Genomic DNA, 289 nt, shown 5'->3' with positions numbered 1-289 from the left:
TACCGGCCTGATCGAAGCACTGATCGCGGTCAGCATCCTCGTCGCCGCGATCCATGCGATCCGACCAATCTTCCCCGGCCGCGAAGTAGCCATCGCCGGAGCATTTGGACTCATCCACGGGCTCGCGTTCTCCGAGACGCTCCGTGAGCTCGACCTCACCGGCAGTCGCCTCGTCCTCGCCCTGTTGGGCTTCAACCTCGGCATCGAGGCGATGCAACTGCTCATCGTCGCCGCAGTCCTCCCGCCCCTGGTGATCCTCGCTCGAGCAAACCGCTACACCGCTCTGCGG

Annotated in this window: 1 protein-coding gene; it reads left to right on the top strand. The window is 65.1% G+C overall.

Annotated elements, in window-relative coordinates:
- The coding region (locus IOC53_RS18685) for a HupE/UreJ family protein (protein ID WP_207408129.1) at positions 1–289 on the top strand (289 nt) is incomplete at both ends.

The sequence above is a fragment of the Rathayibacter sp. SD072 genome, assembly GCF_017355185.1.
In the GTDB taxonomy this organism is placed as follows: domain Bacteria; phylum Actinomycetota; class Actinomycetes; order Actinomycetales; family Microbacteriaceae; genus Rathayibacter.
This window is presented reverse-complemented; position numbering and strand designations above follow the sequence as displayed.